The sequence below is a fragment of the Bartonella sp. AP36NXGY genome (assembly GCF_042195865.1).
Classification (GTDB): Bacteria; Pseudomonadota; Alphaproteobacteria; order Rhizobiales; family Rhizobiaceae; genus Bartonella.
In genome coordinates this window covers 1-694 of sequence record NZ_JBHIPD010000133.1, presented here as the reverse complement: position 1 = coordinate 694, position 694 = coordinate 1, and the positions used below count along the sequence as shown (strand labels likewise).

Annotated in this window: 2 protein-coding genes; both read left to right on the top strand. The window is 39.8% G+C overall.

What is annotated here, in order from left to right; genetic code table 11:
- A partial coding sequence (locus ACFINX_RS10300) for a YadA-like family protein (RefSeq protein WP_375612610.1) occupies positions 1–264 on the top strand: 264 nt, incomplete at its 5' end.
- A 149-nt stretch (positions 265–413) separates the two neighbouring features.
- A partial coding sequence (locus ACFINX_RS10295) for a hypothetical protein (protein WP_375668818.1) occupies positions 414–694 on the top strand: 281 nt, incomplete at its 3' end.

Sequence of the window (694 nt, the reverse complement as noted above, 5' to 3'; positions counted from 1 at the left end):
ACATTGAATTATGCTATTCAGGATGTTCGGAAAGAAGCAAGACAAGCTGCTGCTATTGGTCTAGCGGTGTCCAACTTGCGTTACAATGATGCACCAGGAAAGTTAAGTGTTGCACTTGGTAGTGGTATATGGCTTAATCAGTCCGCATTTGCTCTTGGTGCTGGTTATACATCTGAAGATGGAAATATTCGCTCTAGTCTATCTGTGACAAGTGCCGGAGGGCGCTGGGGTGTAGGTGTAGGATTAAGCTTAACTCTAAATTAATAAAATTCACTACGATTATTTTCAAAAACGCTCCTGTCTATACAAGACAGGGGCGAAAAGAGTTACACGATTAAAAGAACGACTCCCATAAATAACAATGCCAGCATTAATGTTGAAAATAAAAAAAGAGAAAATGTCTGAAGAGTGGTGTGTTTTACGCAAATTTGACAGAAGTCGTGGAGGGGGCTAGTTGGTTGTTACATGACAGTAAGCAGCGGATTAAGAAAGTTTTTGATGATACGAAAAAATATGTAGATAAATATTTTTCTGAATCCAAGGATAATGCGATGAGTAATGGTGTTAACGAATCGAAATCCTCCACCGATATGAAATTTGAAACGTTTAGTTATGATATTAAGAGCGTACGGAAAGAGGCAAGGCAAGCAGCCGCCGTTGGTCTAGCAGTATCCAACCTACGTTACTTTGACGA